This is a genomic window from Streptomyces aureoversilis (assembly GCF_042657885.1).
Taxonomy (GTDB): domain Bacteria; phylum Actinomycetota; class Actinomycetes; order Streptomycetales; family Streptomycetaceae; genus Streptomyces; species Streptomyces aureoversilis.
Window position 1 is genome coordinate 323,668 of the sequence record NZ_JBHSKJ010000007.1, and the last position, 26,301, is coordinate 349,968.

At 72.5% G+C, this 26,301-nt stretch carries 26 protein-coding genes; 12 read left to right on the top strand and 14 right to left on the bottom strand.

Annotated elements, in window-relative coordinates; translation table 11 throughout:
* Nucleotides 1–36: 36 nt before the first annotated feature.
* Complete coding sequence (locus tag ACFPP6_RS15170; protein WP_382041682.1) at nucleotides 37–1,227, top strand: trypsin-like serine peptidase; 1,191 nt, start codon at nucleotides 37–39, stop codon at nucleotides 1,225–1,227.
* A gap of 146 nt (nucleotides 1,228–1,373) precedes the next feature.
* Here ACFPP6_RS15170 and hflX read toward each other — a convergent pair whose 3' ends face one another.
* The 6 genes from hflX to miaA form a co-directional block, all read right to left on the bottom strand.
* On the bottom strand, nucleotides 1,374–2,867 hold the full coding sequence (gene hflX / locus ACFPP6_RS15175; RefSeq protein ID WP_382041684.1) for a GTPase HflX: 1,494 nt from the start codon (nucleotides 2,865–2,867) through the stop codon (nucleotides 1,374–1,376).
* 136 nt (nucleotides 2,868–3,003) lie between these two features.
* Nucleotides 3,004–4,491, bottom strand: coding sequence for a M1 family metallopeptidase (locus ACFPP6_RS15180; protein ID WP_382041687.1), 1,488 nt, complete (start codon nucleotides 4,489–4,491; stop codon nucleotides 3,004–3,006).
* Nucleotides 4,492–4,658: 167 nt separating this feature from the next.
* Nucleotides 4,659–6,785: a RelA/SpoT family protein gene (locus tag ACFPP6_RS15185; protein WP_382041690.1), complete on the bottom strand. Its 2,127-nt coding sequence runs from the start codon at nucleotides 6,783–6,785 to the stop codon at nucleotides 4,659–4,661.
* A 204-nt stretch (nucleotides 6,786–6,989) separates the two neighbouring features.
* A complete protein-coding gene (dapF, locus tag ACFPP6_RS15190) occupies nucleotides 6,990–7,880 on the bottom strand; it encodes a diaminopimelate epimerase (protein WP_382041693.1) in 891 nt (296 codons plus the stop codon).
* 73 nt (nucleotides 7,881–7,953) lie between these two features.
* Nucleotides 7,954–8,433 (bottom strand): hypothetical protein, encoded by a 480-nt coding sequence (locus ACFPP6_RS15195; protein WP_382041799.1) that lies wholly within the window; start codon nucleotides 8,431–8,433, stop codon nucleotides 7,954–7,956.
* 107 nt (nucleotides 8,434–8,540) lie between these two features.
* Nucleotides 8,541–9,479, bottom strand: coding sequence for a tRNA (adenosine(37)-N6)-dimethylallyltransferase MiaA (gene miaA, locus ACFPP6_RS15200; protein ID WP_382041696.1), 939 nt, complete (start codon nucleotides 9,477–9,479; stop codon nucleotides 8,541–8,543).
* A 194-nt stretch (nucleotides 9,480–9,673) separates the two neighbouring features.
* Between miaA and ACFPP6_RS15205 the strand changes: the two genes are divergently transcribed.
* Together ACFPP6_RS15205 and ACFPP6_RS15210 are read left to right on the top strand one after the other, a co-directional pair.
* Entirely contained in the window at nucleotides 9,674–9,913 is a 240-nt protein-coding gene (locus ACFPP6_RS15205) for a hypothetical protein (RefSeq protein ID WP_382041699.1), read from the top strand.
* A 31-nt stretch (nucleotides 9,914–9,944) separates the two neighbouring features.
* Nucleotides 9,945–10,193: an antitoxin gene (locus ACFPP6_RS15210; protein ID WP_382041702.1), complete on the top strand. Its 249-nt coding sequence runs from the start codon at nucleotides 9,945–9,947 to the stop codon at nucleotides 10,191–10,193.
* 274 nt (nucleotides 10,194–10,467) lie between these two features.
* Here ACFPP6_RS15210 and ACFPP6_RS15215 read toward each other — a convergent pair whose 3' ends face one another.
* Nucleotides 10,468–11,178 carry a class III extradiol dioxygenase subunit B-like domain-containing protein gene (locus ACFPP6_RS15215; protein ID WP_382041704.1) on the bottom strand — a complete coding sequence of 237 codons (711 nt, stop codon included), beginning with the start codon at nucleotides 11,176–11,178 and terminating at the stop codon, nucleotides 10,468–10,470.
* Nucleotides 11,179–11,251: 73 nt separating this feature from the next.
* Nucleotides 11,252–12,751 carry a tRNA (N6-isopentenyl adenosine(37)-C2)-methylthiotransferase MiaB gene (miaB, locus tag ACFPP6_RS15220; RefSeq protein WP_382041707.1) on the bottom strand — a complete coding sequence of 500 codons (1,500 nt, stop codon included), beginning with the start codon at nucleotides 12,749–12,751 and terminating at the stop codon, nucleotides 11,252–11,254.
* Between the two features lie 116 nt (nucleotides 12,752–12,867).
* Between miaB and ACFPP6_RS15225 the strand changes: the two genes are divergently transcribed.
* Entirely contained in the window at nucleotides 12,868–13,866 is a 999-nt protein-coding gene (locus ACFPP6_RS15225; protein ID WP_382041709.1) for a TAXI family TRAP transporter solute-binding subunit, read from the top strand.
* 51 nt (nucleotides 13,867–13,917) lie between these two features.
* Here the strand turns inward: ACFPP6_RS15225 and ACFPP6_RS15230 are convergent, their stop codons facing one another.
* Together ACFPP6_RS15230 and ACFPP6_RS15235 are read right to left on the bottom strand one after the other, a co-directional pair.
* Entirely contained in the window at nucleotides 13,918–15,357 is a 1,440-nt protein-coding gene (locus ACFPP6_RS15230; protein WP_382041712.1) for a sensor histidine kinase, read from the bottom strand.
* Between the two features lie 15 nt (nucleotides 15,358–15,372).
* Nucleotides 15,373–16,080, bottom strand: a complete 708-nt coding sequence (locus ACFPP6_RS15235) for a response regulator transcription factor (RefSeq protein ID WP_382041715.1) — start codon at nucleotides 16,078–16,080, stop codon at nucleotides 15,373–15,375.
* 269 nt (nucleotides 16,081–16,349) lie between these two features.
* Here ACFPP6_RS15235 and ACFPP6_RS15240 point away from each other — a divergent pair, with 269 nt between their 5' ends.
* From ACFPP6_RS15240 to ACFPP6_RS15275, 8 genes are all read left to right on the top strand, one after another.
* A complete protein-coding gene (locus ACFPP6_RS15240; protein WP_382041718.1) occupies nucleotides 16,350–17,126 on the top strand; it encodes an amino acid ABC transporter ATP-binding protein in 777 nt (258 codons plus the stop codon).
* A gap of 100 nt (nucleotides 17,127–17,226) precedes the next feature.
* Nucleotides 17,227–18,150, top strand: a complete 924-nt coding sequence (locus tag ACFPP6_RS15245) for a glutamate ABC transporter substrate-binding protein (protein ID WP_382041721.1) — start codon at nucleotides 17,227–17,229, stop codon at nucleotides 18,148–18,150.
* A 40-nt stretch (nucleotides 18,151–18,190) separates the two neighbouring features.
* Nucleotides 18,191–18,841 carry an amino acid ABC transporter permease gene (locus ACFPP6_RS15250; RefSeq protein ID WP_382041724.1) on the top strand — a complete coding sequence of 217 codons (651 nt, stop codon included), beginning with the start codon at nucleotides 18,191–18,193 and terminating at the stop codon, nucleotides 18,839–18,841.
* Entirely contained in the window at nucleotides 18,838–19,746 is a 909-nt protein-coding gene (locus ACFPP6_RS15255) for an amino acid ABC transporter permease (RefSeq protein ID WP_382041726.1), read from the top strand. Before ACFPP6_RS15250 ends, ACFPP6_RS15255 begins: the two co-directional genes overlap by 4 nt.
* 232 nt (nucleotides 19,747–19,978) lie before the next feature.
* A complete protein-coding gene (locus tag ACFPP6_RS15260; RefSeq protein ID WP_382041729.1) occupies nucleotides 19,979–21,745 on the top strand; it encodes an FAD-dependent oxidoreductase in 1,767 nt (588 codons plus the stop codon).
* A 32-nt stretch (nucleotides 21,746–21,777) separates the two neighbouring features.
* Nucleotides 21,778–21,864: a putative leader peptide gene (locus tag ACFPP6_RS15265; RefSeq protein WP_356287137.1), complete on the top strand. Its 87-nt coding sequence runs from the start codon at nucleotides 21,778–21,780 to the stop codon at nucleotides 21,862–21,864.
* An 84-nt stretch (nucleotides 21,865–21,948) separates the two neighbouring features.
* Nucleotides 21,949–22,503, top strand: a complete 555-nt coding sequence (locus tag ACFPP6_RS15270) for a cupin domain-containing protein (protein ID WP_382041731.1) — start codon at nucleotides 21,949–21,951, stop codon at nucleotides 22,501–22,503.
* Nucleotides 22,504–22,538: 35 nt separating this feature from the next.
* On the top strand, nucleotides 22,539–22,880 hold the full coding sequence (locus tag ACFPP6_RS15275) for a rhodanese-like domain-containing protein (RefSeq protein ID WP_382041802.1): 342 nt from the start codon (nucleotides 22,539–22,541) through the stop codon (nucleotides 22,878–22,880).
* Nucleotides 22,881–22,965: 85 nt separating this feature from the next.
* On the opposite strand, the gene recX is transcribed toward ACFPP6_RS15275, so the two are convergent.
* The 4 genes from recX to ACFPP6_RS15295 all read right to left on the bottom strand — a co-directional run bounded on the left by recX (nucleotide 22,966) and on the right by ACFPP6_RS15295 (nucleotide 26,290).
* A complete protein-coding gene (gene recX, locus ACFPP6_RS15280; RefSeq protein WP_382041734.1) occupies nucleotides 22,966–23,595 on the bottom strand; it encodes a recombination regulator RecX in 630 nt (209 codons plus the stop codon).
* A 3-nt stretch (nucleotides 23,596–23,598) separates the two neighbouring features.
* Nucleotides 23,599–24,723 carry a recombinase RecA gene (gene recA, locus ACFPP6_RS15285; protein ID WP_382041737.1) on the bottom strand — a complete coding sequence of 375 codons (1,125 nt, stop codon included), beginning with the start codon at nucleotides 24,721–24,723 and terminating at the stop codon, nucleotides 23,599–23,601.
* Between the two features lie 186 nt (nucleotides 24,724–24,909).
* Nucleotides 24,910–26,040, bottom strand: a complete 1,131-nt coding sequence (locus tag ACFPP6_RS15290; RefSeq protein WP_382041739.1) for an AI-2E family transporter — start codon at nucleotides 26,038–26,040, stop codon at nucleotides 24,910–24,912.
* 55 nt (nucleotides 26,041–26,095) lie between these two features.
* The gene (locus ACFPP6_RS15295; protein ID WP_058047245.1) at nucleotides 26,096–26,290 is read right to left on the bottom strand and encodes a DUF3046 domain-containing protein; all 195 of its coding nucleotides are present in this window, start codon (nucleotides 26,288–26,290) and stop codon (nucleotides 26,096–26,098) included.
* Nucleotides 26,291–26,301 lie beyond the last annotated feature (11 nt).

The window sequence follows — 26,301 nt, forward strand, 5'->3', positions numbered from 1 at the left end:
ACACGTCCGAACAGAACGATCAGGGGGACCCACTCCATGCCATCCATCCGCAGGCCCGCGCTGGCCGCGGCCGCTCTGACGGCCGCGCTGGCGCTGACCGCCACCGCGTGCGGCCCGACCGAGGACGAGGCCGCGGGGAGCGACAAGCCCAGCGCCACCGCCTCGCAGAAGGCCGACGAGGGCCTCGAGCTGCCCAAGAACCTTCCCAGTTCCCTGAAGGACCTGGAGAAGTGGAAGAACGGCGCCTGGAAGAACTGGGACAAGGAGCAGTGGCTCCGCGAGGCCCGCGACTTCATCAACCCGATCATCAAGGGCCACTGGAAGCCCGACACGATGAAGGACGCCCGCCCCAGCGACAAGACGCTCGCCACGCAGGGTGCGCCGGGCACGGCGCCGGGCGCCTCCGGTGACCAGGGCGTGACCGACCCCGAGCCGCGGCCGGTCCGGGCCAAGTCCGTCAACGTGCCGTACCACAACAACGCGGCCCCGGTCGGCAAGGTCTTCTTCGACAGCCCCCAGGGCCACATGGTCTGCTCGGCCACGGTCGTCAAGGACCCGGCGCACCCCGGCAAGTCCAACATGGTGTGGACCGCGGGCCACTGCGTGCACGCCGGCACGAAGGGCGGCTGGTACCGCAACATCGCCTTCGTGCCGTCGTACAACGACAAGGGCCTGCCGGGCGCCCAGGTCAACAGCGCGCCGGTGCAGGACGTCGCTCCGTACGGCGTGTGGTGGGCGGACTGGGCGCAGACGTCCGCGCAGTGGATCAAGCAGGGTGCCGAGACCGGCGGCGCGGGCGCACCGTACGACTTCGCCGTGCTGCACGTGAAGCCCGAGGGCGGCTCCGGCAAGTCCCTGGAGGAGACCGTCGGCAACGCCCTCACGGTCGACTTCAGCACCCCCCAGGTGAAGTCCATCCAGTCCATGGGTGCTTGGGGCTACCCGGCGGCGGCGCCCTTCGACGGCCAGAAGATGTACGACTGCATCGACAAGCCGGGCCGGCTGACGCTCGACCCGAACGAGCCGACGATGTACCGCATCGGCTGCACGATGACCGGCGGTTCGTCCGGTGGCGGCTGGTTCGCCAAGGGGCCCGACGGCAAGGTGAGGCTGGTTTCGAACACCTCGATCGGCCCGGCCAACAGCACCTGGCTGGCCGGCCCGCGCCTGGGCCCGGAGGCCAAGGGCGTCTACGACGCCATCAGCGGGAAGTTCGCCAACCGGTGACGTCGCGGTCGCCGCGGGCGCAGTAGCCGCGAGGCATCACGGATCACGTACATGCGGAAGGCCCGCTCCCCCGGTTCGGGGGAGCGGGCCTTCCGCATGTGACGGTGACACCGGCGGTGACGCCGTGGCGCGAGCGCCGCGGGACGTCAGCCGCGGGCCGCGGGCACGTACCGCTGGAGCTCGGCGGCGAGCTCCTCGTGCACCCGTGCCTTGAGCAGCGTGCCCTCCGGGGTGTGCTCCTCGGAGATGACCTCGCCGTCGGCGTGCGCCCGCGCGATCAGCGAACCGTGCGTGTACGGCACGAGCGCCTCGATCTCCACGGCCGGGCGCGGCAGCTCCGCGTCGATCAGGGCGAGGAGCTCCTCGATGCCCTCGCCGCTGCGCGCCGACACCGCGATCGAGTGCTTCTCTATCCGCAGCAGCCGCTGCAGGACCAGCGGGTCGGCCGCATCCGCCTTGTTGATCACGACGATCTCGGGCACGTCGACCGCGCCGACGTCGCGGATGACCTCGCGCACGGCGGCCAGCTGCTCCTCCGGCACCGGGTGCGAGCCGTCGACCACGTGCAGGATGAGATCGGAGTCGCCGACCTCCTCCATGGTGGAGCGGAACGCCTCGACGAGGTGGTGCGGCAGGTGCCGGACGAAGCCGACGGTGTCGGCCAGGGTGTAGACCCGCCCGCTGGGCGTCTCCGCCCGGCGCACGGTCGGGTCCAGGGTGGCGAACAGGGCGTTCTCCACCAGGACGCCGGCTCCGGTGAGCCGGTTGAGCAGCGAGGACTTTCCGGCGTTGGTGTAGCCGGCGATGGCCACCGACGGGACCTTGTTCCGCCGGCGCTCCTGGCGCTTGACGTCGCGGCCGGTCTTCATCTCCGCGATCTCCCGGCGCATCTTCGCCATCTTCTCGCGGATCCGCCGCCGGTCCGTCTCGATCTTGGTCTCACCGGGGCCACGGGTGGCCATGCCGCCGCCGGACGAGCCGGAGCCGCCACCACCCATCTGCCGGGACAGCGACTGGCCCCAGCCGCGCAGGCGCGGCAGCATGTACTGCATCTGCGCGAGGGAGACCTGCGCCTTGCCCTCGCGGGACTTGGCGTGCTGGGCGAAGATGTCGAGGATCAGGGCGGTGCGGTCGACCACCTTGACCTTGACGACGTCCTCCAGCTGGATGAGCTGGCCGGGGCTGAGCTCACCGTCGCAGACGACGGTGTCGGCGCCGGACTCCAGGACGATGTCCCGCAGCTCCTGGGCCTTGCCCGAGCCGATGTACGTGGCGGGGTCCGGCTTGTCGCGGCGCTGGATCACGCCGTCGAGCACCAGGGCACCTGCGGTCTCGGCGAGCGCGGCGAGCTCCGCGAGGGAGTTCTCCGCGTCCCTGACCGTGCCGGAGGTCCAGACGCCGACCAGCACCACGCGCTCCAGGCGCAGCTGCCGGTACTCGACCTCGGTGACGTCCTCCAGCTCGGTGGAGAGACCGACCACGCGCCGCAGGGCCGCCCGCTCGGAGCGGTCGTACTGCTCGCCGTCGCGCTCCCCGTCGATCTCGTGGCTCCAGGCGACGTCCTCTTCCATCAGGGCGTCGGCCCGAAGGCTCTCCGGAAGGCTCTGCCGGTCCTGGGGAAGGGAAGAAGAGGAGGTCATTTGATCCTTTGCATCGTTGGGAGGTGGCGGCCGCGATTGCGGTGGCCGCACCGTCGACAACGCGCGGGCGGCCCCGGAGATTCCCGGGCCGGCGGCCTCGCCGACCCGTCGATGGTCCCACGTGGTCGGCGGAGCGTCACGCGGGTTTCCCGGGCGCCTTCCGGGCCGCCTTCCAGTCGGCGTGACCCGGCATGGGCGGGGTCTTCGGGCTGTAGAGCCAGGCCTGCAGGAACTCCTTCAGGTCCTGGCCGGAGACCTGGGAGGCGACGGCGGTGAAGTCCTCCGTGGTGGCGCTGGCGTCGCGGTAGGCGCTGATCCACTCGCGCTCCAGCCGGTCGAACGCCGCCGCGCCGATCTTCTGGCGCAGCGCGTAGAGCACCAGCGCGCCGCCGTCGTAGACGACGGGCCTGAAGATGCTGTTCCGCTTGCCCGGGTCGGGCGGCTTGGGCAGGGCGGGCGGGCCGCCGTCGGCGCGCCATGCGTCGGAGTGCTCGTACGCGGCACGCATCCGGACGTCGAGGGTCCGGCCGCCCTTGTGCTCGGCGTACAGCGATTCGTACCAGGTGGCGTGCCCCTCGTTGAGCCAGAGGTCGGACCAGCTGCGGGGGCTGACGCTGTCACCGAACCACTGGTGCGCGAGCTCGTGGACCATGATGGACTCGAGGTACCAGGAGGGGATGTCGTCCCGGATGAACAGGCCGCGCTCGAAGAGCGAGAGGGTCTGCGTCTCCAGCTCGAAGCCGGTCGACGCGTCGGCGATCAGCATGCCGTAGTTCTCGAACGGGTACGGCCCGACCTTCCCCTCCAGCCACGCGATCTGCTCCGGCGTCTTCGACGTCCACTTCTCCACGCGCTGCCGGTCGGCGACGGGGACCACGTCCCGTACGGGCAGGCCGTGCGGCCCCTTGCGATGCACCACGGCGGAGCGGCCGACGGAGACCTGGGCCAGCTCCGTGGCCATGGGGTGCTCGCTGCGGTACGCCCAGGTGGCGTTCGCCCCGCGGACGGCACGGCCCGCCGGCAGCCCGTTGGCGACGACGGTCTGGGCCTTGGGCGCGGTGACGCGGAAGGTGAAGCGGGCCTTGTCGGAGGGGTGGTCGTTGCAGGGGAAGACACGGTGCGCGGCATCGGCCTGATTGGCCATGACCAGCCCGTCCTTCGTACGGATCCAGCCGCCGTCCTTGCCGTTGCGCGGGTCGCTGGTGTGCCGGACGACGACGGTGAACAGGCCCTCCGCCGGCAGGGCGGCGGACGGCGTGACGACCAGGTCCTCCTTGGCGGGGGCGAACTTGGCGGGCGTGCCGTTGACCGTCACGGAGCGGACCGTGCCATTGCTGAAGTCGAGGTTGAGCCGGTCCAGGCGCGTGATGGCCCGCGCGGCGATGGTGGTGACGGCATCGAGCGGCCGGTCGTTGCCGTGGTAGTCGAAGGCGATGTCGTAAGCGGCGACGTCGTAGCCGGGGTTGCCGAGATCCGGGAAGAGGCGGTCGCCGACGCCCTGGGGGCTCGCGGCGGGTGGAGCCGCGGCGCCGACGAGGAGGGCCGAGACGGCGGCGGCGAGGACGGCGCGGCGGCGCACGGACCTCCGGCGGACCGAGGCGGGTTTCCCGGGTGAGTGCGGCATGCGTCCATCGCTACCAGCGCGAAGGCCTCGCGCGGTGGCGGCACGGCGCCGCCCCACCCGTACGAGCGTGCCGGAAAGCTGTACGACGCGTCCTCGTCCGGGGAATCGCACACCCGCCCCCTGCGGGACGCACACACCGCACGGCGGCTCTCCCCCGCCCTCCCCGGCTAGAGCGGCGCGGTGGCCACCGGCCGTCCGGCCCGCTCGACGTCGTAGACCCCCGGCACCCGCCGCATGGCGCGCATCAGCTCCGGCAGCTGGGCGGCGTCCGGCAGCTGCAGGGTGTAGGTGTGGCGTACGCGCTGCTCGTGGGGCGGCTCGACGGCCGCCGAGATGACCGCCGCCCCCTCGGCCGCGATGGCCTCCGTGAGGTCGGCCAGGAGGTGCGGCCTGCTGAACGATTCGGCGCGCAGGGTGACGCGGTAGTCGCGGGCACCGCCGCCCTCCGGGCTGCTCCACCGCACCCCTACGGGCTCCCGCCCGGAGGCGACCATGCGGTGCACCGCAGGGCACTGCGCCCGGTGCACCGTCACCGCGCCCCCGCGCACGGCGAAACCGGTCACCTCGTCGGGCGGGACGGGGGTACAGCAGCCCGCCAGCCGTACGCTCGCTGCCGCCAGGTCCGCCCCGTCGGCCGTGACGACGACGGGCCACCGCGCGGCCGGAGCGGTGGCCCGGGGCGGCGGGCAGGGGCGGCCCGGCGCGAGCGCCACGGGCGGGGCGGGCTCCACCGCGGGATGGCTGGCCAGCCACCGCTCGATGGCGATCCGCGCGGCGGGCGTACGGGCGTGCTCCAGCCAGTCCGGGGAGGGCCCGGAGGCGCTGTCGCGGGACATCAGCAGCTGGAGGGTGTCGCCGTCGCGCAGGACCGTGCTGAGCGTGGCGAGGCGGCCGTTGACGCGGGCGCCGATGCAGCTGTGGCCGCCGTCGCCGTGCTGCGCGTAGGCCGCGTCGACGCAGCTCGCCCCGGCGGGCAGGCCGATCGTGCCGCCGTCGGCGCGGAAGACGGTGATCTCGCGGTCCAGGGCGAGCTCGTCGCGCAGGGAGGTCCAGAAGGTGTCGGGGTCGGGCGTGGCTCTCTGCCACTCCAGCAGCCGGGAGAGCCAGCCCGGCCGGGTGGGGTCGACGCGCTCCCCGTCCGTGGCGTCGGGCGTCTCGGGCGTGGCGTACGGATTCCCCAGGGCGACGACGCCGGCCTCGGCGACCTTGTGCATCTGGTGGGTGCGGATGAGGACCTGCGCGGCCTCCCCCCCGGGGCCCGCGACGGCCGTGTGCAGCGACTGGTAGAGGTTGAACTTCGGGGTGGCGATGAAGTCCTTGAACTCCGAGATGAACGGCGTGAAGCAGGTGTGCAGCTCGCCGAGGACCGCGTAGCAGTCGGCGTCCTCCGCGACGAGGACGAGCAGTCTGCCGAGGTCCGAGCCGGTCACCTCGCCGCGCTTGAGGCGCACCCGGTGCACGGAGACGAAGTGGCGCTGCTTGACGAGGACGTCGGCGGCGATGCCCGCCTCGCGCAGGACGGCCTGCACCCGCTCCGCCGTCGTCTCGAGGGTCACGAGGCCGGCGGCGTGCCCGGTGACGAGCTCGCGGGTGCGGGCGTACTCGTCGGGGTGGAGGATCGCGAAGACGAGGTCCTCCAGCTCGGTCTTGAGCGCCTGGACGCCCAGCCGCTCGGCGAGCGGGATCAGCACGTCCCGCGTGACCTTGGCGATGCGGACCTGCTTCTCGGGCCGCATCACGCCCAGGGTGCGCATGTTGTGCAGCCGGTCGGCGAGCTTGATGGACATCACCCGGACGTCGTTGCCGGTGGCCACGAGCATCTTGCGGAAGGTCTCCGGCTCGGCCGCGGCGCCGTAGTCGACCTTCTCCAGCTTGGTGACGCCGTCGACCAGGAAGCGGACCTCCTCGCCGAACTGCCCGCGGACCTGTTCCAGGGTCACCTCGGTGTCCTCGACCGTGTCGTGGAGGAGGGAGGCGGTCAAGGTGGTCGTCTCGGCGCCCAGTTCGGCCAGGATCAGGGTCACGGCGAGCGGATGGGTGATGTACGGCTCGCCGCTCTTGCGGGTCTGACCGCGGTGGGAGGACTCCGCGAGGAGATAGGCCCGCCGCAGGATGTCGAGGTCCGCACCCGGATGGTGGGCGCGGTGCACCTTGGCGACGTGGTCGATGGCGTCCGGCAGCCTGCCGCGCGCGCCCGAGCCGCCGAGCGCCGCGCGCCCCAGCCGTCTCAGGTCGAGGCGGGCGCGGCCGCGCCTGCGGCCGGGAGCACCTTCGTGCGTGGCGTCTGTGCTCATGGGGGCACCTCCGGCAGCGTCGACCGGCGGTCGGCTGCGCGCCTCCGTACCGGTGCTTGATGCTACCGAGCCCATCACGCGCTGCTCACCAGCTCTCGCCCAGAGTGAAACGGATCACCCATTCGAGCGAGCCACGCCGCCGGGAGCCGGGCGTACGGACCGGAAAAGAGGTAGTGCGCCCGGAGAGCCGGCCGGGGAGCGCGCTCAGGCGAGCGCCGCGTCCAGCCAGGAGGGGTCGAAGGTGCCGCCCGCGACGATCACGGCGGGGCCGGTCATCTCGACCGTGCCGTCCGGCGCCTCGCTGATCACCAGGCGCCCGCCGGGGACGTCCACGGTGTACGTGACGGGCAGGCCGGTCACGGCCGGGTCCAGGCCGTCCCGGCGGGCGGTCGCGACCATCACCGCGCACGCGCCCGTGCCGCAGGAGCGGGTCTCGCCGGAGCCGCGCTCGTGGACGCGCATGGCCACGTGCCGGGGGCCGCGGTCGACGACGAACTCGACGTTGGCGCCTTCCGGGTACGCATCCGCGGGGGCGACGGCGGGGGCGGTGAACAGGTTCCCCGCGTCGGCGAGGTCGTCGACGAAGGTGACGGCGTGCGGGTTGCCCATGTTCACGTTGCGCGCGGGGCGGCTGCGGCCGTCGACGGTGACGGTGACCTCGCCCTCCGGGAGCGCGGCCCGGCCCATGCCGACGGTGACGTCGCCGGCCGCGCCCTCGGGGCCGCCCTTGGCGATGTGGGCGTGCCGCAGGCCCGCACGGGTAGCGACGGTGAGGTCGCCCGCCTCGACGAGACCGGCGTGGTGGAGGTAGCGGGCGAAGACCCGGACGCCGTTGCCGCACATCTCGGCGATGCTGCCGTCGCTGTTGCGGTAGTCCATGAACCACTCGGCCTCGCCGGCCATCGCACGCGCCTCGGGGTGGGCCGCGGACCGGACGACGCGGAGCACTCCGTCGGCGCCGATGCCCGCGCGGCGGTCGCACAGCCGGGCGACGGCGGCGGGGGACAGCTCGATGCGGCCGTCGTGGTCCGGGATGATCACGAAGTCGTTCTCGGTGCCGTGACCCTTGAGGAAGGCGATCTGTGCGGTGCTCACGATTCGATGGTACGGGGGCCGCTCGCGGTCTCCCCGGCGAGGCCCCGGGCCCGTGAGCGGCACCGGGCCGGGCTCAGCGCAGCCGCGCCACGCGCCAGACGGCGAGGACGACGACCACGGCGACGAGGGCGGCGTACGAGGCGACGTAGCGCCAGTCCGGGCGGCGCCCGGAGCCGGGGGCCGGCATGCCGGGCCAGGTGTAGCCGACCCGGCGGGCGGCCATCACCCCCCAGCCCGCGGCGCAGCAGCTGATGAGCAGGCCGAGCATGGCGACGACCGGCCCGCCGTCGCCGAACTCGAAGGCGAGGGGGAAGGCGAACATGAGCGAGCCGACGGCGGCGAGCACGACGATCGGGGCCAGCTGCCAGATGCGCAGCCTGCGCTGCGGGCGCAGCTCGCGGAAGGACGCGGGCGCGGCGGTGCCCGACTCGGCGGTTCCCTCGGTGTCCTCGGGGCCGTCCGGAGTCAGCGCCTCCGGCTCTTCCCCGGCCACCGCCGGGAGCTGCCCCCGCCGCGGCGGCTGTTGCGGTCTGTCACGAGGGCCGGCCTCCATCGCCACGCGCCCTCCCAACCCGGACTTCACGGCTCGATCGAAGCTCGATGATGGCACGCCCGCGCAGACCGGAATGGCGCGCGTAGCGTCCCGATGCCATCACGTGATCAGGCTGTGACCGCCCGTTCGAGCAACGCCAGCGCGAGTCCGGGGAGTTCCGCCCTGCGGTCGGCCGCTCCGCTCAGCCAGTGCACGCGGGTGTCCTTGCGGAACCACGAGTCCTGGCGCCGGGCGAACCGCTTCGTGGCCCGCACGGTCTCGGCGCGCGCCTCGTCCTCGGTGCACTCCCCCGCCAGGAAGGCGAGCACCTGCTGGTAGCCGAGGGCGCGCGAGGCGGTACGGCCCTCGCGCAGCCCCTGGCGCTCCAGGGCGCGCACCTCGTCCACGAGCCCCGCCTCCCACATGCGGTCCACGCGCACGGTGATCCGCTCGTCCAGCTCGGGGCGCTCGACGTCGACGCCGATCTGCAGGGCGTTGTAGACGGGCTCCTCGCCCGGCAGGTTCGCGGTGAAGGGGCGGCCGGTGATCTCGATGACCTCCAGGGCGCGCACGATGCGGCGGCCGTTGCCGGGCAGGATGGCGCGGGCGGCGGCCGGGTCGGCCGTGGCGAGGCGGGCGTGCAGGGCGCCGGGGCCCTGCTCGGCGAGCTCCTCCTCCAGGCGGGCGCGGACGGCCGGGTCGGTGCCGGGGAAGTCCAGGGCGTCGATGGTGCCCTTGATGTAGAGCCCGGAGCCGCCGACGAGCACGGGGGTGCGGCCCTCGGCGAGGAGCCGGTCGATCTCCGCGCGGGCCAGCCGCTGGTACTCGGCGACGCTCGCGGCCTCGGTCACGTCCCAGATGTCGAGGAGGCGGTGCGGCACGCCCTGCCGCTCCTCCAGGGTCAGCTTGGCCGTGCCGATGTCCATGCCCCGGTACAGCTGCATGGAGTCGGCGTTGACGACCTCGCCGCCCAGGTGCCGGGCGAGGGCGACGCCGAGATCGGACTTGCCGGCCGCCGTGGGGCCCACGACGGCGATGACCCGCGGGGCGGGAACTGCGTTTTTCACCGGGTTTTTCACCGGATCAGTCTCGCAAACCCCACCCGCGCCCCACGAACGAGCGACGTGACGCGGCGCTGCCGGGTTCGTTGCCTGTTGCGAGGTTCCGAGAGCCGGTTCACGGGCCGGTGCCCGGATGCGGTGCAACGGCACACCCGGGCGGCGCGGGACTTCGCACACACCAGTAAGGTAATGGAGTAGATATGGGCGTGTTTTCAAGGTTTCGCCGCAAGGCGTCCGAGGCGTCAACCGAAGAGGCGGCAGCGACCACTCTGACGGCGGAATCGGCGGACGCCGCCGAGACGGGGGCCGAGGCGGCCGAGGCGGAGGAGTCCGGCGAGGCCGAGGCCGAGACTCAGGCTGCCGAGGGGGTCGAGATCCCCAAGCAGCAGTCGGCGGAGAAGGCCGTCGACAGCGAGGCCGGTGAGGGCGCCCGTAAGTAGCTCTTGAACCAGGAAGACGAGGGAAGGCGCCATGGGCCTGTTGGACACGATCAAGGCCAAGCTCGCCCCTGCGAAGGACAAGATCGGCGATCTCGCGCAGCAGCACGGGGACAAGATCGAGCAGGGGCTGGAGAAGGCCGCCAAGGTGGTCGACGAGAAGACCAAGGGCAAGTACAGCAGCCAGATCCACACGGGTGCCGACAAGGCCAAGCACGCCATCGACCGGCTCGCCGAGAAGGAAGGCGGCAAGGGCGGCGGCAGCGGCACCACGGCCCCCTGAGCGGCTGCCGGGAGGCCCGGCGCTGCACCCTCGTCGGCGACGGGGCGCGGAGCATTCGCTCCGCGCCCCGTCGCCGTGTTTCCGCGTTTGCGAAGGCCTCAGGGCCGGGCCTGCCGGCGCCGCGGCCACCGAGACCCCCCGGCGGGGCCGCAGAGGGCCTGTACGGCGCCCTCGCGGCCGTTCGGCAGCACAAGGCCCCCGGGGGAAGCCGGCGCGGCTGCGAGGCCGCCAGGGGCTGCCGGAGGGCTCGGAGGCGGCCCGTGCGGCCGGGCGACTACGACCAGGCGGCCACGAAGTACCCCACCCCGTAGGGCGCCTCGTCGTACAGCAGCTGCCCCTTGAGCCCGGCGTCCGCGCCGGCCCCCGCGAGGACCTGCCACGGGGCGCGTCCCGCGGCCTTGAGCTCCCGGGCGAGCCCGCCGTCGAGCGCGGCGAGCGCGGCGGTGTCCGCGGCGCCCAGTGCCCGCGCCGCCTCCGCGTCGAAGTCCGCCGCCCGCTCGTCGAGGTAGCCCGGCGCCTTGAGCGTCCGGCAGGCGCTTCCGTCGCCCATCACCAGCAGGGCTGTCCGCCCGTCCCCGTCGGCCAGCTCACGGCCCGCGGTCAGGCACCGCTCGGCCTCCAGCGTCTCCTCGACGCCCAGGCCCTCGACGGGCGCGTCGGCCCAGCGCGTGCGCTCCAGCAGCCAGGCGGCCACCGCCAGGGACTGCGGCAGTTGCCGCTCCCCCGCCTGCGGGCCCTGCCCCAGGCGCACGTCCACGTCCACACCGAGTCCGCGGAACGATCCCCCGGAACCCTGCGGGTGCGGTCCGCGGCCCGCCTGGGGGGCGGGGCCGAGGACGACGAGCCGGTCGGGCCGCGCGGCGGCAAGCACGCCCAGCGCGTCGAGGCAGGCGGCCCGCAGGCCGTCCAGCTCGGGTGCGGCCCCGGCGGCGACCTCCGGGACGAGCAGCGGCGGACAGGGGCATACGGCGGCGGCGACGAGCATGGCGGGAACGATACGCCCGCCGGGCGCTGCGCGCAGTCGCGGCCCGGGGCGCTCCCGGGCCGCGGACGGTGCGTCAGTCGCCGCAGCCGCCGCAGCCCGCGGCGGCGGGGGCGGGACTCGGCGCGGGGGCGCCGATGGCCGGGATACCCAGCATCACGCCGGCCGGCTTGGCGGTGGCAGCGGCGGTGCGCTTCTCCCACGCATCGCCCGCGCGCGTGCGGCGCACGGCCTTGGCGGGGCCCTCGGCGAGCAGGTGGTGCGGGGCGGCGTAGGTGATCTCGACGGTCACCACGTCGCCCGGGCGGACCGGCTCGTCGGGCTTGGTGAAGTGCACGAGGCGGTTGTCGGGCGCGCGACCGGACAGGCGGTGCGTGGCGTCGTCCTTGCGGCCCTCGCCCTCGGCGACCATGACCTCCAGGGTGCGGCCGACCTGCTTCTTGTTCTCGTCCCAGGAGATCTCCTCCTGGAGGGCGACGAGACGCTCGTAGCGCGCCTGCACGACCTCCTTGGGGATCTGGTCGTCCATGGTGGCCGCGGGGGTGCCCGGGCGCTTGGAGTACTGGAACGTGAAGGCGTTGGCGAAGCGCGCCTCGCGCACCACGTGCATGGTCTGCTCGAAGTCCTCCTCGGTCTCGCCGGGGAAGCCCACGATGATGTCGGTGGAGATGGCGGCGTCCGGCATGGCGGCGCGCACCTTCTCGATGATGCCCAGGAAGCGCTCCTGGCGGTACGAGCGGCGCATCGCCTTCAGCACGGTGTCCGAGCCGGACTGCAGCGGCATGTGCAGCTGGTGCATCACGTTCGGCGTCTCGGCCATGGCGGCGATCACGTCGTCGGTGAAGTCGCGCGGGTGCGGGGAGGTGAAGCGGACCCGCTCCAGGCCCTCGATCCTGCCGCAGGCGCGCAGCAGCTTGGAGAACGCCTCGCGGTCGCCGATGTCGGAGCCGTAGGCGTTGACGTTCTGGCCGAGCAGGGTGATCTCGCTGACGCCCTCGGCGACGAGCGCCTCGATCTCGGCGAGGATGTCGCCGGTGCGGCGGTCCTTCTCCTTGCCGCGCAGCGCCGGGACGATGCAGAACGTGCAGGTGTTGTTGCACCCGACGGAGATGGACACCCAGGCCGCGTAGGCGCTCTCGCGGCGCGTCGGCAGCGTCGAGGGGAACGCCTCCAGGGACTCGGCGATCTCGACCTGCGCCTCTTCCTGGATGCGGGCGCGCTCGAGCAGCACGGGCAGCTTGCCGATGTTGTGCGTGCCGAAGACGACATCGACCCAGGGGGCCCGCTTCACGATCGTGTCGCGGTCCTTCTGGGCGAGGCAGCCGCCGACGGCGATCTGCATCCCGGGACGCTTCGTCTTCATGGGGGCCAGCCGGCCGAGGTTGCCGTAGAGCTTGTTGTCGGCGTTCTCCCGCACCGCGCAGGTGTTGAAGACGACGACGTCGGCGTCGCCCTCCGCGGTGCCCTCGGGCGCACGGACATAGCCCGCGTCCTCCAGCAGGCCCGACAGCCGCTCGGAGTCATGGACGTTCATCTGGCACCCGTAGGTGCGCACCTCGTATGTCTTCGCACTCATCTCAATCGACCAGGGTACGTGGTCGCCCGGACAGCCCGCCTCCTCCTTTCCCCGCCTCCGCCCCCGTTCCGCCCCAACCCCTGCCGAAGCCCGGCCGGGCCTGGCAGGATCCGCCCATGCTTCCCCGTTCCCCGCGCCCTGGAAGGCGCCGCTTCCTCCGTGCGGCCGCCGTGGGCACCGCCGTGCTCGCCGTACTGGTGTGGTGGCTGGTGTCCCTGCACGGGGACACGTCCCCGGCCGGACGGATGTCGTTCGCCACAGGGGTACCGACGGGCGTGTACGCCAAGTACGGGGACCTCCTCAAGGAGGACCTGGGGCGCGACATGCCGTCCCTGGACGTGCGCCTGCGGCGCAGCCAGGGGTCGATCGACAACCTGCGGCAGCTCACCTCCGGCGAGGCGGACTTCACCCTGGCCACCGCGGACTCGGTCGCCACCTACCGGGACGAGGGGAAGCCGGGGGCGGCGGGGCTGCGCGCCTGTGCGCGGCTGTACGACGACTACATCCAGCTGGTGGTGGAGAAGTCCTCCCGGGTGCAGTCCGCACGGGACCTGCGGGGCCTGCGGGTGGGCGTGGGGACGGACGACTCCGGGGTGCAGCTGATCACGCGGCGGCTGCTGAAGGCGGCGGGGCTCGACTTCGACAAGGACATCACGCCGGTGCGGGTGGGCATCGACAGGATGCCGGGGCTGCTGGAGCGCGGGGAGCTGGACGCGTTCTTCTGGTCCGGCGGGCTGCCCACGAACGCCGTCCAGACGCTCGGCCTGCGGCTGTCCATCCGCCTGGTGCAGCTGAGCGACCTGATCGCGCCGCTGCACGCGCAGGGGCCGCAGACGCACTACTACCGGGCCGCGGTCATGCCCGTGGACGCCTATCCGGAGCTGCGGGCGACGCAGGCGGTGAAGACGCTGGCGGTCGCGAACCTCCTCGTCACCATGGACCACGCGGATCCGGAGCTGGCGGAGAGCGTCACCCGCTCCGTGATGAACAGCAGGGACCGCATAGGGCAGAAGGTGCACGCGGCGCAGAAGGTGGATCTCCGTACGGCGATCTTCACCGACCCCCTGCAGCTGCACGCGGGGGCGCGCCGCTATTACCTGTCGGTCAAGCCCTGAGGGGCGTCACCGGCTCGGTACCTGTCGCCGGCGGTCGCGCCCCGAGGAGCGCTACTGCCTGTCGATCAGGGCCTGAGGGGTGCCGTTCACGCCTTCGCCCTGCCGCGGCACCTTGATCACCGCCCGCAGTCCGTGCGGCTCGTTGGGGGCGTATGTGAGCGTGGCGCCGCCCGCCGCGAGGAGGGCCCGGGAGATGGACAGCCCCAGGCCCGAGCCGGAGACGTTCTGGTGGCGGCTGCTGCGCCAGAAGCGGTCGCCGATGCGGGTGAGCTCCTCGTCCGTGAGGCCGGGGCCGCCGTCGGCGACCGTGATGCCGACGCAGTCGCCCTCGACCTCGACGCTGACGTGGACCGGGGAGCCCCCGGGCGTGAACTTGAGGGCGTTGTCCACCACCGCGTCGAGGGCGCTGGAGAGGGCGACCGGATCGGCCCAGCCCGTCACCGCGGCCGGACCGCTGTAGGTGAGCGTCACCTGCTCGCGGTCGGCGACCGGTGACCAGGCGCCCAGCCGGTCGGTGACGATCTCCGCTATGTCGGTCAGCTGGAGGTCGGCGGGGGCGTGCTCGGCGAGGGCGAGGCCCAGGAGGTCGTCGAGCACGCGCGCGAGGCGCTTGCCCTCGGCCCGCACGGAGGCGACCTCCGAGTGGTCGGCGGGGAGGTCCAGGGCGAGGAGGTCGATGCGCAGCAGGAGGGCGGCGAGCGGGTTGCGCAGCTGGTGCGAGGCGTCGGCGACGAAGGCGCGCTGCTGGTCCAGGACGGTCTCGACGTTGTCGGCCATCTCGTTGAAGGAGCGCGCCAGGCGGCGCAGCTCGGGCGGCCCGCTGTCGGCCGCGACGCGGGAGTTCAGCCGCCCCGTGGCGATGCCGTGCGTCGCGGCGTCCAGGGTCCGTACGGGCCGCAGCACCCACCCCGTGAGGCGGAACGCGGCGGCGACGGCGACGAGCATCGCGGCGGTCTCGCCCGCCACGAGCAGCATCCAGGAGTGCAGGATCCGCGAGCGCAGCTGCCCCGTGGGGGAATCGGTGACGACGACCGCGACGACGTCCCCGTCGCGGATGACGGGGGAGGCGACGGCGAGCCGGCTGTGCTGCAGCGGCCAGACCTGCCCGGGGTCGTGGCTGCGGCGCCCCGCCAGGGCCTCCTTGAAGGCCCGCTGCCCCTCACCGGTGGACGGCACCTCCCAGCGCCTGGGGGCGACCGCCATGGCCGCTCCGTCGCGGTAGAAGATGCCGACCCTGATGTCGTACAGCTCCTCGTAGCGGAGGAGTTCGGAGCGCAGGGTGTTGAACCGTTCGTCCGTCTCGGCCGCCTGGTCGGACGGCCGGGTGGTGACGAACTGGGCGAGGGCCGCGAAGCGGGCGGTGTCGTCGATGCGGTCGACGACCACGCGCTGCTGCTCGGCCGCGGCGATGCTGGCGGCCAGGGGGAACCCGAGGGCCAGCAGCACGCCCGCGAGCAGGACGATGAGGAGCGGGAGGAGTCGTGTGCGCACAGGCTCGGCCGGCCCTCACCGGGCCGGGACGACGATTTTGTAGCCGACCCCGCGGACCGTCTCGATCAGCGCGGGCATGCGCAGTTTGGCGCGCAGGGAGGCGATGTGCACCTCCAGGGTGCGGCCGGTCCCCTCCCAACTGGTCTGCCACACCTCGCTGATGATCTGTTCGCGGCGGAAGACGACGCCGGGCCGCTGGGCGAGCAGAGCCAGCAGGTCGAACTCCTTACGGGTGAGCGGGACGGCCGTACCGGCCACGGAGACCTCGCGGTTGGGGAGTTCGATGGTGAGGCTGCCCAGCCGCAGCGAGCGCGGCGCGGAGGGCTCCCGCGCCTCCTCCGGGCCCTTGCCGGCGGGCGGCTTGCGGCGGGCGACCGCATGGATGCGGGCGAGGAGCTCGCCGGTGTCGTAGGGCTTGACCACGTAGTCGTCGGCGCCGAGGTTGAGACCGTGGATCTTGGAGCGGGTGTCGGCGCGGGCGGTGACCATGATGACGGGTATGCCGGTGCGTTTGCGGATCTTTCCGCAGACCTCGAAGCCGTCCTGGTCGGGCAGGCCGAGGTCGAGCAGGACGACGGCGAAGGGCACGCCCGTGTCGGGCAGCAGGGCGCGCAGCGCCTCCTCGCCGCTCCGGGCGTGGGTGACGTCGAAGCCGTGCCGGGACAGCACCGCCGCCAGGGCCGCGGCGACGTGGTCGTCGTCCTCCACCAGCAGCAGTCTCATCCGGCCCCCTCCCTGTGACCGCAGCGTGGGCACCCCCGCATCCACGCTGATGGACGCCCGGTCCGTCAAGGGGGTTCCGGGAGCGAAGGAGCTTCCGTTATCCAGCCGGTACGCCCGCGCGACCGGCGTGCACACCGTGCGCCCCCTTCACGCAGAGTGTCCCTTTGCGGCCGGATCGTTATGCTCAATTTCAGCTCAGATGTAATGACGCTGGTCGATGCCGCTCATTAGGGTCCTCCCAATCGAGGAGGATGGAGCGAGGAACGCCGATGAGCGAAGTATCGGTGACCGGCGAGGCCACTGCCGCCGCGGACCCACTGGTCGTCCTGAAAAGCGTCAACAAGCACTTCGGCGCCCTGCATGTCCTCCAGGACATCGACCTGACGATCGCACGCGGCGAGGTCGTCGTCGTGATCGGCCCGTCGGGTTCCGGCAAGTCGACGCTGTGCCGGACCATCAACCGTCTGGAAACCACGGATTCCGGATCGATCACCATCGACGGCAGACCACTGCCCCAGGAGGGCAAGGAGCTGGCCAGACTGCGTGCCGACGTCGGCATGGTCTTCCAGTCCTTCAACCTCTTCGCGCACAAGACCGTGCTCGAAAACGTGACGCTCGGTCAGGTCAAGGTCCGCCGGACGGACCGCCGCAAGGCCGAGGAGAAGGCGCGTGCCCTCCTCGACCGGGTCGGCGTCGGCGCCCAGGCCGACAAGTACCCGGCCCAGCTCTCGGGCGGCCAGCAGCAGCGCGTGGCCATTGCCCGCGCCCTGGCCATGGAGCCGAAGGTGATGCTCTTCGACGAGCCGACGTCCGCGCTCGACCCGGAGATGATCAACGAGGTGCTGGAGGTCATGCAGCAGCTCGCCCGGGACGGCATGACGATGGTCGTCGTCACCCACGAGATGGGCTTCGCCCGCTCCGCCGCCAACCGCGTGGTCTTCATGGCCGACGGCCGCATCGTCGAGGAGGCGCGGCCGGACCAGTTCTTCAGCAATCCGCGCAGTGACCGTGCCAAGGACTTCCTCTCGAAGATCCTGCACCACTGACCGCACCGGCGCCCCGCCGCCGGACCGGCCAGCTCGGCCCTTCCCGTCGCGGCTGCCCCGAACCGCTCCGCTCCACCTGCAGACGCAAAGGATGTTCACCATGAAGCTCCGCAAGACCGTCGCAGCCGCCGCCGTGGCACTGGCCCTCACCGCGACCGCCACCGCCTGCGGCAAGTCGGGCAGCCCGGACGACGACAAGGCCGACAAGCCCGGCGACGGCAAGTCCGCACCGGCCGTGCCGACCTACAAGGTGAACACCTCGGCCGACGTCAAGGGTTCGCCCGTCTTCGACCGGATCAAGGGCAAGACGATCACCATCGGCACCAAGGCCGACCAGCCCGGCCTGGGCTACGAGAACCCCACCTCCAAGAAGCGCACCGGCTTCGACGTGGAGATCGCCCGGATGATCGCGGCCGACCTCGGCTTCGACGAGGCACACATCAAGTTCAAGACGGTGCCGTCCGAGGCCCGCGAGACGCAGCTCGCCAGCGGCGGCGTCGACTTCTACGTCGGCACCTACACGATCAACGACGAGCGCAAGAAGCAGGTCGACTTCGCCGGCCCGTACTACGTCGCCGGGCAGGACCTGCTCGTGAAGTCCGACAGCAGCATCAAGGGCCCCGAGGACCTCAAGGGCAAGAAGGTCTGCTCGGTGACCGGCTCCACGCCGCTCAAGCGCATCAAGGAGCCCAAGTACGGAGTGGGTGAGGTCAAGGCCCAGCAGGGCTACCAGGTGTGCGTCCAGGAGCTCGTGTCCGGCACGGTCGACGCCGTGACGACCGACGACACGCTCCTCAAGGGCTACGCCGCGGAGAACAAGGGCGCCCTGAAGGTGGTCGGCAAGCCGTTCTCCACGGAGCCCTACGGCGTGGGCGTGAAGAAGGACGACAAGGCGCTGCGCACGGCCATCAACGACGCCATCGAGGCGCACGTGAAGAACGGCGACTGGAAGAAGGCCTACGACGCCACCATCGGCCTCTCCGGGGTCGCCGCGCCGAACCCGCCCGCGGTCGACCGCTACTGATCCGCACGTGATCCGCTACTGATCAGCCGGGAGCGCTGCCTTGAACGTTCTGTCGGACCACTTCGCGGAGTTCCGTGAAGGATTCCTCGGCACCGTGGAGCTCACGGGGCTCAGCGGCCTGCTGGCCCTGGTGCTGGGCATACTGATGGCGGCGTTCCGGGTCTCCCCGGTGCCCGCCCTGCGAATATTCGGCGCCACCTGGGTGACGCTGCTGCGCAACACCCCGCTGGTGCTGCTCTTCCTCGCCGTCACCCTGGGCCTGCCCGCCCTCGGACTCAAGGGCTGGGACTCCTTCTGGCTCGCCGTGCTGACGCTCGGGTGCTACACCTCGGCGTTCGTCTGCGAGGCCGTCCGGTCCGGCATCAACTCCGTACCGGTGGGCCAGGCGGAGGCCGCCCGCTCGATCGGGATGACCTTCAACCAGACGCTGGGCCAGGTCGTGCTGCCCCAGGCCACCCGCACCGCGGTGCCGCCCATCGGCAGCCTGATGATCGCCCTCACCAAGAACACTGCGATCGCCTCCGGCTTCAACGTGACCCAGCTGGGCTCGGTGCAGAAGTCGCTCAACGCCGACACCGGCTACAACATCTACGTGATCTTCCTCTGGATCGCGATCTGCTACATCATCATCACCCTCGCGGTCAGCGGCCTGTTCCGGCTGCTGGAGAACCGGCTGGCGGTGGCCCGGTGAGCGCGAACGTCCTCTACGACGCACCCGGCCCCAGGGCGCGGGCCCGCAACCGCCTCTACGGGGCGCTGTCCACCGTCGCGATCCTCGCTCTGGTCGCCTTCGTCATCTACAGGCTGGACGACACCGGCCAGTTCCAGGCCGGCCTGTGGGACGACTACGAGTACAGCGACACCCACCAGCGGATCGTCGACGGCCTGCTGACGACGCTGAAGACGTTCGCGATCGCGGCGGTGCTCTCGCTCTCGCTCGGCGCGGTGCTGGCGGCCGCCCGGCTGTCCGACCACCGGCCGGTGCGCTGGGCCGCCACGGTGGTGGTGGAGCTCTTCCGCTCCATGCCACTGATGATCATGATCTTCCTGCTGTTCGCGGGCGTCTTCACCAACGATCCGATGTGGGCGCTCGTCATCGGGCTCACGCTCTACAACGGCTCCGTGCAGGCCGAGATCTTCCGCTCCGGGATCAACGCGGTGCCCCGCGGCCAGAGCGAGGCCGCCTACGCGCTCGGGCTGCGCAAGACGCAGGTGATGTCGGGCATCCTGATCCCGCAGGGCGTACGGACGATGCTGCCGTCGATCATCAGCCAGCTCGTGGTGACCCTGAAGGACACCTCGCTCGGGTTCATCATCCTCTACGAGGAGCTGCTCTTCGTGGGCAAGGCCTTCGCCGAGCAGACCAAGCCCGTGAACGGCGTCTACGCCTTCATCCCGATGGTGATCATCTTCGGTTCGATCTACATCCTGCTCTGCCTGGCGCTGTCTTCGGTGGCCACCTGGGTCGAACGGCGCACGCAGCGCTCGCGCAAGGGCAGCCCGCCCGCGATGTCGACGGCCGGAGACGCCGTCACGACCGGGGCCGCCGGGGGCGCGGACGGCGCCTCCGGCGCACACGACTCCCGCACGGGCTGATCCACCGCAGGTGACGCCCCGTCGGCCGGACCGGCCGGCGGGGCGCGCCGCGTGCGGCGCGCCGCGGCGAGCGCCCTGATCACTTGACGCACGCACCCGCAGTGGGTTGCATACGTTCTGTGATCGAGCACCGCGTTCCCCCCGTCGGATCCCGAACGTCCCGTACGCCCCGTACGTACCGTGGAATCCCGGGCAGGGATCTCGGCCTCGGCGCGCACCGGGGAGCCGTGCCGTGGACCCGGTGATCGTCGTCGGGGCCGGCCCGGTCGGCCTCATGCTCGCCCTCTGCCTCGCCCGCCACGACGTGCGCGTCGTCCTCCTCGACGAGGCCTCCGACGGTCCCGCGCCGGACGAGGAGCGCCTGGCCCGGACGGTCGTGCTGAGTCCGGACACCGCGGCCGCGCTGGAGCGGCTGGGGTGCGCCACGGAGGACGGCACCCGCTGGACGGGCTGGCGCACCGTGCGCCGCCGCGCGGTCGTCAGCCGGCTGGCGTTCACGCGCCCCGGGGAGCCCGCGGAAGCCGGCGCGGCCGAGGGGGCGGTGGCGGCCGGCCCCTCGCCGCTGCACCTGCCGCAGCACGCGCTGACGCGGGAGCTGAAGGCCGCACTCGTCTCGGAGGAGAAGGTGCGGATCGTCCGCGGAGGCCGCCTGGAGAACCTGCGGCAGGACGCCTTCGGGATCTCCGCCCACCTCCGCGGTGACAAGGGCTCCGCCTGGCGGGGCAGTTACCTGGTCGGCTGCGACGGCGCCCGGTCGACCGTGCGCAAGCTGCTGGGCGCGCGCTTCCCCGGTCGCACGGCCGTCGAGCGGTACGCGGTCGCCGCGCTCCGGGCCGAGCTGCCGTGGCCCGGCGAGGCCGTGCTGCACCGGTCGCCCGCACGGGGCGGGGAGGTGACGGCCCGGCCCCTGCCGGACGGCGTGTGGCGGCTCGACTGGCCGCTGCCGCCCGGCGGCGAACTCGTCACGCCCGACGCGCTCCTGACCCGCGTGCGCGACTCGCTGGCCACCTGGTGCGAAGACGTCCCGTCGTACGAGCTCCTGGACACCGGCGTGCACCTCGTGCACCACCGCCTCACGCGCCGGATGCGCACCGGCCGCGCCTTCCTCGCCGGGGACGCCGCCCACCTGCTGGGCGCGCTCGGCACCCAGGGCCTGGACGAGGGGCTGCGCGACGCCGGGAACCTCGCCTGGAAGCTGGCCCTGGCCTGGCACCACGGCGCCTCGGAAGCCCTGCTCGACAGCTACCAGGCCGAGCGGCGCGGCGCGATCGGGGACCGGCTGCGCGCCGCCGACCGGGCGCTGCCCGCGGTACGGGGCGAGGGCGGGTGGAGCAGCGTGCGCCGCACGCTGGTGCCGGGCGCCCTGCGCGGGCACGACGAGCTGCTCACCGACGGCCACCTCGGGCGCGGGCAGCTCAGCACGCCCCCCTCGTACCCCCGTACGCCCCTGGCACCGGCCGCACCGCCCGCCGGCTCCGTCACCGTGGACACCCCGCTGGGGGCCCAGGCGGAGAACGTCCGGGTGACGGCGCCGGACGGCAGCCTCGTACCGCTGCGGGACCGGCTCGGCGGCGATCTCCTGGTGATCCTGACGGCGCCGGGCAGCGGGGTGTGGGAGCGGCGGCACTGGGCGGACGCCGGGCTCATGCCGCAGCTGGCGGCCGCCGTCGGCGCCCTGCCCATGCGCGCCGAGCTGCTGGTCACCGACGAGTACCCGGGCGCCCCTGCCCACACGGTGCTGGTGGTGCGCCCGGACGGGCACCTGGTCGCGGCGCTGGCCGGGGTGCGGCCCGCGGAGCTGTACGCATGCGCGAACGCCGTACGGGGCGGGGCGGCCGGCGGCGGCGAGCCCGCGGACGAGGGACGGAACGGCTCCGACGGGGCCCCGGCGGCGAGTGCGGGGCCGGGCGCGGCGGGCACGGCCTCCGGGGACGGCGAGGGCGCGGGGAGCGCGCAGCCGCCGTCGGGAGCCCCCAGCGAAGCCACAGCCAACCGTTGACCCGCACCGAACGCCATGGTTGACTACGGACCGTGACTGACACCGGCGCGCACTTCTGGCGGAGGGTCCATCTGGACCTGGTCCGCTATGCGGGCTGCGTCTGTCGTCCGTCCTGCTGATCCGCATTCCCTCCGCGCGGCCTGCGTGTGCGCTCTGTGCGCCGGCCGCCGCGCGCTCCTTCGCGATCACTCAGGACGGTTCCCGTGTTCCTTCCCCTGCCCACGCCCGTGCCCGGCTCCTCCACGGTCTCCCCCGGCTCCCCCGGCGCGCCCTCCGAGGCCGACCTGCTCGCCTTCGCCCGGCGCGCGGCCGCCGACGCCCAACTGGTCTCCTCCCTCCCGCTGGATCCCCGGGGCCGCACCTGGATGCGGCTGAACGGGCCGGGTGACAGCGAGGCCTGGCTCATCGGCTGGCCGCCCGGCACCGGCACCGGCTGGCACGACCACGGCGGTTCGCACGGCGCGTTCGTCACCGCCGGCGGCGTGCTGACCGAAGCCTCGCTCGCGGCCCGGATGCCCACCGACGGCTGGAGGAGCCTGGAGCTGGCCGACGGCATCGACCGCGAGCGGCGGCTCACCGAGGGAGAGGGCCGGGCCTTCGGAGCCCACCACGTGCACCAGGTGTTCAACGCTTCGGCGGAGCAGCACGCGGTGTCCGTGCACGCGTACTACCCGCCGCTGCCGCTGATGAGGCGGTACAGCCGCAGCGGGCGGATGCTGCGGCTGGAGCAGGTCGAGTGGCCGGAGGAGTGGGCGTGAGGGTCGAGGAGCTCCTGGCGGCCGCCCGCGAGGGCATGGACCGGCTCGGCCCCGCCGAGGCGGCGGCCGCCCAGGCCGGGGGCGGGCTGCTGGTGGACATCCGGTACGCGGCGCTGCGGGAGCGCGACGGGCTCGTCCCCGGCGCTCTGGTGGTGGAGCGCAACGAGCTGGAATGGCGGCTCGACCCGCAGTGCGAGCACCGCGCCGCCGAGGCGACCGGGCACGATCTGAGGGTGGTCGTGATCTGCAACGAGGGCTACGCCTCCAGCCTGGCCGCAGCCTCCCTGCGCCTGCTGGGCCTGCACCGCGCCACGGACCTGGCGGGCGGTTTCCAGGCCTGGCGCGCGGCGGGCCTGCCGGTGGACACCGGGGCGTGACGGTGCCGGGGCGTGCCGGCTCGCCGGGGCGTGAGGGCGGCCGCGACGGCAGGACGGCGCCCGGCGGGCGGTGCCGCCGCGGGGCCTATACGTCCGGCAGGCAGTGGCCCAGCAGCTCCGGGTCCTCGCCCTCCTCCTCCAGCGCGCGGCGCACCACGCGCAGGGCGAGGCCCTCGGAATAGCCCTTGCGGGCGAGCATCCCGGCGAGGCGGCGCAGCCGCTTCTCGCGGTCCAGCCCGCGGGTGGCGCGGAGCTTGCGCTCGACCAGCTCGCGGGCGGTGCGCTCCTCCTGCTCGGCGTCGAGCTGCCCCACGGCCTCGTCGATCACGGCGGAGTCAACGCCTTTGGTACGCAGCTCGCGCGCCAGGGCGCGGCGGGCCAGGCCCCGGCCGTGGTGCCGGGACTCGACCCAGGCCCCGGCGAACGCGGAGTCGTCGATCAGGCCCACGTCCTCGAAGCGGGACAGGACCTCCTCGGCGACCTCGTCCGGGATTCCCCGCTTGGCCAGGGCGTCCGCGAGCTGCTTGCGGGTGCGCGGGGTCCCGGTGAGCAGGCGCAGGCAGATCGCCCGCGCCTGCTCCTCGGGCCGCGGCGGTGCCCCGTCGTCCCCGGCCCTCGACGGGGAGGGGGCGCCACCGCCGGTACGGTCGTCCACGTCCGGTCCCGGAGGGTCTTCCCCGGCGCCCGGCCGGGGATACTCCCATCGCCGTGTCATGGATCAGCTCTTGGCAGCCGTGGCCTTGGCCGCCTTCGCCGTGGACTTCGCCGGGGCGGGCACGGACTTGGCCGGCTCGGCGGCCTCGGCTCCCGCGGCGTCCGCGCCGGGCTCGCCCTCCTTGTCGCCGGGCTTGACGCCCACGCCCAGCTTCTCCTTGATCTTCTTCTCGATCTCGTTGGCGAGGTCGGGGTTGTCCTTGAGGAAGTTGCGGGCGTTCTCCTTGCCCTGGCCGAGCTGGTCGCCCTCGTAGGTGTACCAGGCACCGGCCTTGCGGATGAAGCCGTGCTCGACGCCCATGTCGATCAGGCCGCCCTCGCGGCTGATGCCCTGGCCGTAGAGGATGTCGAACTCGGCCTGCTTGAAGGGCGGCGCGACCTTGTTCTTGACGACCTTGCAGCGGGTGCGGTTGCCGACGGCCTCCGTGCCGTCCTTCAGGGTCTCGATGCGGCGGATGTCGATGCGCACCGAGGCGTAGAACTTCAGCGCCCGGCCACCGGTCGTGGTCTCGGGGGAGCCGAACATCACGCCGATCTTCTCGCGGAGCTGGTTGATGAAGATCGCGGTGGTCTTGGACTGGTTGAGCGCACTGGTGATCTTCCGGAGCGCCTGGCTCATCAGCCGGGCCTGGAGACCCACGTGCGAGTCGCCCATCTCGCCCTCGATCTCCGCGCGCGGCACCAGGGCCGCGACGGAGTCGATGACGATCAGGTCGAGCGCGCCGGAGCGGACCAGCATGTCGACGATCTCGAGGGCCTGCTCGCCGTTGTCGGGCTGGGACAGGATGAGGTTGTCGATGTCGACGCCGAGCTTCTTGGCGTACTCGGGGTCCAGCGCGTGCTCGGCGTCCACGAAGGCCACCGTGCCGCCGGCCCGCTGAGCGTTGGCCACGGCGTGCAGGGTCAGGGTCGTCTTACCGGAGGACTCCGGTCCGTAGATCTCCACCACGCGGCCGCGCGGGAGTCCGCCGACGCCGAGGGCGACGTCGAGAGCGGTCGACCCGGTGGAGATGACCTCGATCGGCTCGTTCGGCCGCTCTCCGAGGCGCATCACGGCGCCCTTGCCGAATTGCCGTTCAATCTGTGCGAGCGCGGCGTCCAGCGCCTTCTCGCGGTCGGTGCCTGCCATGGGTTCCACCCGGTTTGCTTGAGTCGATCGCTTCACGTCCACGACGCTAACGCCTGCCACTGACAATGCGCCCGGGCGTCGCTCCCGCCTGTGGATAACCCGGCCCGCGAGGGGGCCCGGGACGCGGTCCCGCACATGGCTCCACAGCGCCGGGGAACCCATAAGAATGGATGTTCGATTTTGCTGTCAAGCGCGCCACTCCGGGCCCGGCGCCGCCCCCGTGACCTCGTACCGCCTCACGTACGCGCCGAGGAAAGCCTGCAGCGTCGCCGTCGCCGGGATGGCCACCAGCGCTCCCACGGCCCCGAGCAGCGCGGCGCCCGCCACCACCGACCCGAAGGCGACGGCGGGGTGGATGTCGACGGTCCGCGAGGTGATGCGCGGCTGCAGCACGTAGTTCTCGAACTGCTGGTAGACCACGACGAAGCCGAGCACCCAGACCGCGTACCAGGGGTTCACCGTGAAGGCGAGCAGCACGGGCAGGGTGCCCGCCAGGTAGGTGCCGATGGTGGGGATGAACTGGGAGACGAAGCCCACCCAGATCGCGAGGGCCGGGGCGTAGGGCACCCCGAGGATCACCAGCAGCACGTAGTGGGCGATGCCGGAGATCAGCGCCATCAGGCCGCGCGAGTAGATGTAGCCGCCGGTCTTGGCGACGGCGAGCTCCCAGGCGCGCAGCACCTCGGCCTGCCGGTGGGGTGGCAGCACGGAGCACAGGGCACGGCGCAGCCGGGGCCCGTCGGCCGCGAAGTAGAACGAGAACAGCAGCACGGTCAGCAGCTGGAACAGCCCGCCCAGGACGGTGGCCGAGATGTCCAGGACGCCGCTGGCGCTGCTCTTCACGTACCGCTGGAGCCATTCCGAGTGCAGCAGGCTCTCCTGGACCGCGACGCGGGACAGGCTCGTGCGGAACACCCGGTTGACCCACTTGATCACCGAGTCCAGGTAGGAGGGGAAGTTCTCCACCATGGTCACGATCTGGTCGGCGAGCATCGAGCCGAGCAGCGCGAAGAAGCCCGCGACGACGACGGTGACGGTGAGGAAGACCAGGCCCGTCGAGAGCCCGCGCCGCATGCCGCGGGCGGACAGCCTCGATACGGCGGGCTCGACGGCCAGGGCGAGGAAGAAGGCGATCAGGATGTTGAGCAGCAGGCCGATCAGCTGCTGGAAGGCCCAGACCGCCAGCATGAAGCAGGCGAGCAGGGCGAGCGCGGTCAGCATCGCGCGGGGCAGCCAGCGCGGCATGGTGCCTGCGCCGGTGCCGGACGGTTCGGGTGGGGGCGGTGGAACGGGTTCCGGAACGGGGTCGTCTGCCACGCCGCAAGTGTGGCCTATCGGATGAAACGGAACCCCGCGACAGCCGCCCGGTATGTCACCGTCTGTCCTCGGGGACCTCCATCGCCCTGCACACCGCGCGCCACACGTCCTTGGCGTTCCAGCCGGCGTCGAGGGCCTCGTGCACCGTCCTCCCGCCCAGCTCGGACATCACGTGGTCACGTGCGAAGGAGTCGGCGTACGCCGCGCCGAAATGATTCGCCATCCGCTGCCAGAAAACCGTCAACCGCATGCGCCCAGTAT

Bases quoted from the DNA above. Each gene is read 5' to 3' on its own strand.
- ACFPP6_RS15215 (WP_382041704.1), bottom strand. From the start codon at position 11,178: ATGCTCGTCGCCGCCGCCGTATGCCCCTGTCCGCCGCTGCTCGTCCCG.
- miaB (WP_382041707.1), bottom strand. From the start codon at position 12,751: ATGAGTGCGAAGACATACGAGGTGCGCACCTACGGGTGCCAGATGAAC.
- ACFPP6_RS15180 (WP_382041687.1), bottom strand. From the start codon at position 4,491: ATGCCGCACTCACCCGGGAAACCCGCCTCGGTCCGCCGGAGGTCCGTG.
- ACFPP6_RS15225 (WP_382041709.1), top strand. From the start codon at position 12,868: ATGCTTCCCCGTTCCCCGCGCCCTGGAAGGCGCCGCTTCCTCCGTGCG.
- ACFPP6_RS15295 (WP_058047245.1), bottom strand. From the start codon at position 26,290: ATGCGGTTGACGGTTTTCTGGCAGCGGATGGCGAATCATTTCGGCGCG.
- ACFPP6_RS15240 (WP_382041718.1), top strand. From the start codon at position 16,350: ATGAGCGAAGTATCGGTGACCGGCGAGGCCACTGCCGCCGCGGACCCA.
- recX (WP_382041734.1), bottom strand. From the start codon at position 23,595: ATGACACGGCGATGGGAGTATCCCCGGCCGGGCGCCGGGGAAGACCCT.
- ACFPP6_RS15210 (WP_382041702.1), top strand. From the start codon at position 9,945: ATGGGCCTGTTGGACACGATCAAGGCCAAGCTCGCCCCTGCGAAGGAC.
- ACFPP6_RS15195 (WP_382041799.1), bottom strand. From the start codon at position 8,433: ATGGAGGCCGGCCCTCGTGACAGACCGCAACAGCCGCCGCGGCGGGGG.
- ACFPP6_RS15170 (WP_382041682.1), top strand. From the start codon at position 37: ATGCCATCCATCCGCAGGCCCGCGCTGGCCGCGGCCGCTCTGACGGCC.
- ACFPP6_RS15275 (WP_382041802.1), top strand. From the start codon at position 22,539: ATGGACCGGCTCGGCCCCGCCGAGGCGGCGGCCGCCCAGGCCGGGGGC.
- hflX (WP_382041684.1), bottom strand. From the start codon at position 2,867: ATGACCTCCTCTTCTTCCCTTCCCCAGGACCGGCAGAGCCTTCCGGAG.
- ACFPP6_RS15185 (WP_382041690.1), bottom strand. From the start codon at position 6,785: ATGAGCACAGACGCCACGCACGAAGGTGCTCCCGGCCGCAGGCGCGGC.
- ACFPP6_RS15235 (WP_382041715.1), bottom strand. From the start codon at position 16,080: ATGAGACTGCTGCTGGTGGAGGACGACGACCACGTCGCCGCGGCCCTG.
- recA (WP_382041737.1), bottom strand. From the start codon at position 24,723: ATGGCAGGCACCGACCGCGAGAAGGCGCTGGACGCCGCGCTCGCACAG.
- ACFPP6_RS15205 (WP_382041699.1), top strand. From the start codon at position 9,674: ATGGGCGTGTTTTCAAGGTTTCGCCGCAAGGCGTCCGAGGCGTCAACC.
- ACFPP6_RS15245 (WP_382041721.1), top strand. From the start codon at position 17,227: ATGAAGCTCCGCAAGACCGTCGCAGCCGCCGCCGTGGCACTGGCCCTC.